Source organism: Gillisia lutea, assembly GCF_021568705.1.
GTDB classification, from domain to species: domain Bacteria; phylum Bacteroidota; class Bacteroidia; order Flavobacteriales; family Flavobacteriaceae; genus Gillisia; species Gillisia lutea.
The window spans coordinates 1-6,096 of the sequence record NZ_JAKGTH010000014.1 but is presented as its reverse complement, the minus strand read 5'-3'; the positions used below and the strand labels follow the sequence as shown (position 1 = coordinate 6,096).

At 32.0% G+C, this 6,096-nt stretch carries 6 protein-coding genes; all 6 read right to left on the bottom strand.

Annotated elements, in window-relative coordinates; translation table 11 throughout:
• Window positions 1-259: 259 nt before the first annotated feature.
• The 6 genes from L1I30_RS14295 to L1I30_RS14270 all read right to left on the bottom strand — a co-directional run bounded on the left by L1I30_RS14295 (window position 260) and on the right by L1I30_RS14270 (window position 5,969).
• Window positions 260-721: a hypothetical protein gene (locus L1I30_RS14295; RefSeq protein ID WP_236134989.1), complete on the bottom strand. Its 462-nt coding sequence runs from the start codon at window positions 719-721 to the stop codon at window positions 260-262.
• 236 nt (window positions 722-957) lie between these two features.
• Window positions 958-2,100, bottom strand: a complete 1,143-nt coding sequence (locus L1I30_RS14290) for a hypothetical protein (RefSeq protein WP_236134988.1) — start codon at window positions 2,098-2,100, stop codon at window positions 958-960.
• A gap of 1,170 nt (window positions 2,101-3,270) precedes the next feature.
• Complete coding sequence (locus L1I30_RS14285; RefSeq protein ID WP_236134987.1) at window positions 3,271-3,984, bottom strand: hypothetical protein; 714 nt, start codon at window positions 3,982-3,984, stop codon at window positions 3,271-3,273.
• A 184-nt stretch (window positions 3,985-4,168) separates the two neighbouring features.
• The gene (locus L1I30_RS14280; protein ID WP_236134986.1) at window positions 4,169-4,609 is read right to left on the bottom strand and encodes an energy transducer TonB; all 441 of its coding nucleotides are present in this window, start codon (window positions 4,607-4,609) and stop codon (window positions 4,169-4,171) included.
• Between the two features lie 107 nt (window positions 4,610-4,716).
• Entirely contained in the window at window positions 4,717-5,583 is an 867-nt protein-coding gene (locus L1I30_RS14275) for an IS3 family transposase (protein ID WP_236134985.1), read from the bottom strand.
• Window positions 5,580-5,969: an IS630 transposase-related protein gene (locus L1I30_RS14270; protein WP_236134984.1), complete on the bottom strand. Its 390-nt coding sequence runs from the start codon at window positions 5,967-5,969 to the stop codon at window positions 5,580-5,582. Before L1I30_RS14270 ends, L1I30_RS14275 begins: the two co-directional genes overlap by 4 nt.
• Between the last annotated feature and the right edge of the window lie 127 nt (window positions 5,970-6,096).

The window sequence follows — 6,096 nt, the reverse complement described above, 5'->3', positions numbered from 1 at the left end:
TTAGGTATAGTGCTAAAAGGTTTAATTTTTAGTCAACCTATTTCAGGAAAGTACAATCTTGTAAATAGCATATAACGGTCTCGTATATTCGTCAGTTGTGGTAGTGAATATACGGATTTGTCCGATTTAGTTTTTTAATTCCTGGTTACTATAAAATTTTATTTTACTTAAATGACCACAATTGCGAATATGCGTTGTTACCTGCCGTTATTGCTAATGTCATAATTCTAAATTTGCATATTATTTAATGCAAACATTATTACCATCTTCCAACAATTGTAGTATCTATAGCATATCCACCTAAATCTTTATAATTTTTAAAAAATGTTCGAAAATAAGATTTTATCGCAGGATCAGCATCTTCATTTATGTAGTCTAAAATTATTTCTTTAGAAATTCCGTCTTTTTCTATATAGAGGTAGTAATCAACATCAGCCCATTTCTGAACTAAGTCTTCTTGTGAAATCTCATTCTCTAATAGATTAGTAGGGATATTTAATAAATCGGCAGTTTTATTATATTCCTCCTCCCTTAATTTTTGATCAAATGTTGTATTTGACCAATTCCCATATTCATCAGAGAAATTATCAGCATCTTTATATAAATCTTCTTCATTTATCATAAAAAGATCTCTACAATCACCACCGCACATTCCATAAACTGCTCCAAATATTACCTTGTTTGATTGATTCGTTTTTTCTTTAATGAATTCGTCATTCATAGAACACGATAGAATTATAAATAAAATGCTAATGGACACCAGATATTTTTTCATAAAAGTTGTTTTATTAAAGATGTGTCATTTCAAAAAAGGTTGCGTATCTCAGTGCAATAATTGCAGGTAACGGTCTTGGTTAAGGCAAGTAGCGTGGAGTAGGGACGCGTTTTTGTCGGCTTTGTTGGTTTTTACTTAGTGTCTAAAATAATACTTTTCACTCGATTGCCCGCTATTTGCGCTTAACCGATGTTGGCACCAGTATTATTATCATCATCATTATAGGGATGAAAATCTTTTAATAATCCGTTAGATTCAATTTCTACTCTATAATAGTGTCCGTCAATGTATACACTTCTTGCACCCATACGACGAAAAACAGAGTTCGGGTTTGATTCAAAATGAGCTTGTATTTCATCACTAATGCTGTCTAAAACCATCTCGATAACTCGTAATATATCCTCGAATTTGTACTGAAAAACTGTTTTATTTAAAGCAAACCTTTCACCAATTTGAGTTTCTGAAACATGTCTTGCATAAATATGAACAAATCTTTCAAAGTTTAGAAATACTTTCTTTTTACCAAATAATAAGACTTTTTCCTCAAATCTATTACAGATCTTTTTTAACGAATTTAATTCTAATTCATATTCTTCAGCAACTTTTTTCAAACTCTGTGAGGATCTTTGAATTTCCCTATTAATAATTTTATCTTTTTCATCGCTTTCTTCAATCCATAGTTTTGCGAACTCTTTTATTTCATCACCACTGATCGAATAATCTTGCATTTTGGAAGATAATTCTTGAAATCTTATTTTTTTCTTAGTCTTATCATCTACGTCTAATACATTTTCAATGTAGTCCTGTTTATCATTTTCAATTTGAAATCTTTTTCTTAAACTCCAATACTCAATTTTTTCTGGTGGAGCAAGTTCTTCTCCATCGTTGTACCTTCTATTAAGAAATCCAAACTGTACTTGATATAGTTCTGCCCATCCACTGAAACTAGGAGCCTTTATATTATGAACATTTTGAATCTCTTTTGTTCCTTTTTTTGAAAATCTATTCTGTCTTTCTAAATTCAAAGTACTAATACTGCTAATACTACTTGCCTGAATTCCATCACGATCTAATTCTACTTTTTGTTCATCTGTCAATGTTTCAATTTCAGAGGGAATAAATTTCACTTTTTTATCAGTTCTAGGTACTTCTGGATTTATGATTATACTCTCCAATTCTGCTCGTTCTTCTAATTCATATCGGAATGTACCCATTAATCTGATTCCATATTTTTGATATTCTTCAGAATCAAATTGGAATTGAACTGTAGTAAATATATCATATTGACCAAAGTGGAAATAAATTTCTTCGTAGGAATATCTCATTTTTCTTATAATATTGGTGCCAACGGTCTTGGTTAACACAAGTGGCGGAGTAATGACCGGAAATTAGTCCGCTTAAAAATTTACTTTATTGATAACCCAAATTACTAAAATTTAGTCAGCTACCGCTATTTGTGATAACCGATGTTAGCTTTATGTTGCGACACATCCCAATTGGTCCGCTCCTACTCCACTTAACTGTGTTTTATTTACTTTTTAAAAGTCATTGTTTCTTTTATCGAAATCTCAAATTTAAGTCCGAAAAACCAGTCGCAACAGTGAGCAGCTAAAGTATATTCTTCTTAGTCCGAATATCTTTTTAGAGCTTCCGTTAACAATAAAGATCAACTCAATCTTCTTAGTCCGGATTAAATTTAGAAGTCAGAATTTTAATTTTCAACTTTTTCTAAACTCCTCAGAAATCGCATTTTTCCGTATTTATTGCACTCAGCCGTACGAGTAATCAAAAAACGAAATTTTCTTCTTCTTCAACTTTCTCAGTTAATTACCGAATCGGAGCTATTAAAGCTAACGGTCTCGGTTAACACAAGTGGCGGAGTAATGACCAGAAATTAGTCCGCTTAATTAGTTATTTTATTGAACACTCAAATTACTAAAATTTAGTCAGCTACCGCTATTTGATGTTAACCGTTGTTACCTTTATGTAGCGACACATTCCAATTGTCCGCTCCTACTCCACTTTGCTCGGTTTATTTACATTTTAAAAATCAATGTTTCTTTTATCGAAATCTCAAATTTAAGTCCGAAAAATCAGTCGTAACAGTGAGCAGCTAAAGTATATTCTTCTTAGTCCGAAACACTTTTTAGAAACTCTACCGTAACAGTAAACAACAACTCAGTCTTCTTAGTCCGAATTAAATTTAGAAGTCAGAATTTCAATGATATGTTTTTTTTAAAAGCAGCTCAGAACCGCATTTTTTCGCATCTAATCCGTTCCACCGTGCGAGTGAGCAAAAACGAAATTTAGTTCTTTTCACATTACTCAGTTGATATACGAATCGGAGCTATTAAAGGTAACGGTCTCGGTTAACACAAGTGGCGGAGTAATGACCGAAAATTAGTCCGCTTAGTTAATTACTTTATTGAATACTCAAATTACTAAAATTTAATCAGCAACCGCTATTTGATGTTAACCATTGTTGCCTGCAGTATTTAGATGTAATTATATTCTTTAGACTTTAAGTTATCTTGATCAAAATCTATATAGAAATAATGTAATTTATCTTCATTGTCAAATTTTCCGTTCTTATCAATATCTTCTATTGTTCTAAAGTAAAGGCGGTTCTGGCTTTTTATAATTTTCCAGTTAATCAATTCTTGAAAATCAGGTGTAAGTTTTTTGAATTCTTTACCATTAATTTCGCTCAAATAAAGACTTTTCAAATCTTGATAATTAATTTTTTGATCTGCGTTGGAATCACTGTCATAAACAGTATATAATAAATATTGCTTTTTGTTCGTGTTGAATATTTCTCTCAAAAAATCAACAGAATTAATTAAAATGGTTTTATCGGTCAACTCAGTTATTGTATCAGACTCATTTTTTTGAAATTTTATATTATGTATGTCTCCTGAAATATTAGAGTTATAAGAATTCATCACGGAGAAACTCTTTCGATTATCCGATTCTGAACTGAAACCACTATAAGAGGATCCATAGCTTAGATCATTTGGCTCTCCGATTATATAAATTAAATAGTCTGTGCTATCAATATCAATTGGAAGTTCGTTAATTACTATTATTGATGAATCCCGAACAATTTCTTTCTTATCATTTAAATTATCATAAGTAACAGTTGGCTTATCATCATTTTTACAGCTAATTATCGTTATTATAAAAATAGATATTAAAGTCAGTTTTCTCATTAGTTCGAATTTCAGTGAATATTGCAGGCAACGGTCTCGGTTAACACAAGTGGCGGAGTAATGACCGGAAATTAGTCCGCTTAAAAATTTACTTTATTGATAACCCAAATTACTAAAATTTAGTCAGCTACCGCTATTTGCTGTTAACCGTTGTTACCTGTTGTTGTGAAACTCAAATCTTCTTTTAAACGATTTTGAAGGCAATTGGAAGAGAATAGAGAATTTTTACTGCCTTTCCATCTAGAAGTCCAGGATCCATTTTTTCAATTGATTTTACAGCTTTTATTAAGTGCTTATCAATTTTTCTATTATCAGAGTCTGTTCTAATATCAGAAATTCGACCTTTTTCATCAATAGCAAAAATCACATTTATTCTATGACTACCTGGTTCTAATCCCTGATTTTGAAGAAATGAATTGCTAACATTTTGCACAATTGTGTTGGATACATATTTAGTAAAACAGATTCTTAAATCTTCGTTACTCCAATTTTTATTGCATCCATTGGCAACAGGAACTTTATCTACAAGTTTAAAGTCAACGCCTTCTTCTAATTCTTTAATTTGTGAATTCATAGAAGATGAAATTAAAATCATAATTAAAACAGCAAGAAATCTTTTTATCATTTGAAATGGATTTGATTAATTAATAGAAAGTCTGAAAATATGAAAACTAAATCTAAAATGTATTATACTGAAATAGGTTGACCTTTTTTGATTCGATTTTCGACAGTTTAAATGGTCAATAGTTCTAAATTTTGTTTGTTCCTTTTGTAGGAATGATAGTCTAAATTTCTATTCAAATGAACAAAGTTAGGGGTGTTCAATTTGAGACTAAAATGTGGTCTTTTGTTGTTGTAAATCTCAACAGCCCTTTTGACCATCTTCTTCGCTAAGTTAGTATTTTTTATAGTTCGTTTTAAATCATATTCATATTTAAGCGTTCTGTTGATTCTTTCAGCCACGGCGTTCTCGTACGGATCGTACTTCTCGGTCATGCTCATAAGTATTCCGTGTTCCTCAGCAAAGCTGGTGTATAGCGGGTTACAATACTGAATTCCACGATCGGAATGATGAATAAGTTTTTGATTCTTGTATTTTCTATTTTTAATAGCCATTTTAAGCGCATCGATGCAAAGTGATGTCTTCATATGGCTTGCTAATTTATAACCCATAATTTGCTTGGAATAGGCATCTGTGACTAAGGCCAGGTAACTGTGCCCACTCTGCGTTTTGATATAGGTAATATCGCTTACCCAAAGTTGTTCAGGCCTGGTGGGCACTTTGTCTTTTACGAGGTTTTTGTATTTAAAGAATCGATGTTTTGAATCGGTTGTGATATGAAACCGCTTTAATTTAGGAACGAGCAGGTTATTCATTCGCATTACTCGATAGAATTTATCCCTTCCTATTTTAATACCGAGTCGATTCATATCAGGCTTTAATTCCTGATATAGTTTGATACCACCGGTGCGCAGTCCATACTGACTTCGATACTCTTTAATGAGCCGAATGATTAGCTGTTGCTCTGTTTGCCCGGTCTGATAAGATTTTAAGCGCTTATAGAACGCTTGTTTAGAAACCCCAAAACATTGGATCAACCATTTTCTTTTAAACGGTTTTGCTTCTTTTTTTCGATCTCGTCTGCTAATGTTTTGGGCAATGACTTTTTTGACATATCAACCCCGGTAATAAGTTCCATGTCAGCAATAATGTCTTGTTGAAAGTCTTTTACAAACTCCAGTTCCTCTATTTTTTCTTTGAGTTTCTTGATCTCATCTTTCTTGCTCATCCCTTGTTTCTTTTGTTCTAAAGTACTGTATTTTTTCAACCAATAATAGATAGAAGCTCTGGAAACCTGATATTTATCGGAGGCATGATTGATAGAGATTTGTGCATTTTGGATCTGATCAATGATGAGCAGCTTAAGATCATACCCTACTTTTTTGTAGGAAGTTTTTCGACAGTGTTGATTTTGTTCTTTCATTAGGTATAGTACTAAAAGGTTTAATTTTTAGTCAACCTATTTCAGGAAAGTACAAAATGAACAATTACAGGTAACGGTCTCGTATATTCGTCAGTTGTGGTAGTGAAGATACGGATTTGTCCGAGTT

Bases quoted from the DNA above. Each gene is read 5' to 3' on its own strand.
- L1I30_RS14295 (WP_236134989.1), bottom strand. From the start codon at position 721: ATGAATGACGAATTCATTAAAGAAAAAACGAATCAATCAAACAAGGTA.
- L1I30_RS14290 (WP_236134988.1), bottom strand. From the start codon at position 2,100: ATGAGATATTCCTACGAAGAAATTTATTTCCACTTTGGTCAATATGAT.
- L1I30_RS14285 (WP_236134987.1), bottom strand. From the start codon at position 3,984: ATGAGAAAACTGACTTTAATATCTATTTTTATAATAACGATAATTAGC.
- L1I30_RS14280 (WP_236134986.1), bottom strand. From the start codon at position 4,609: ATGATAAAAAGATTTCTTGCTGTTTTAATTATGATTTTAATTTCATCT.
- L1I30_RS14270 (WP_236134984.1), bottom strand. From the start codon at position 5,969: ATGAAAGAACAAAATCAACACTGTCGAAAAACTTCCTACAAAAAAGTA.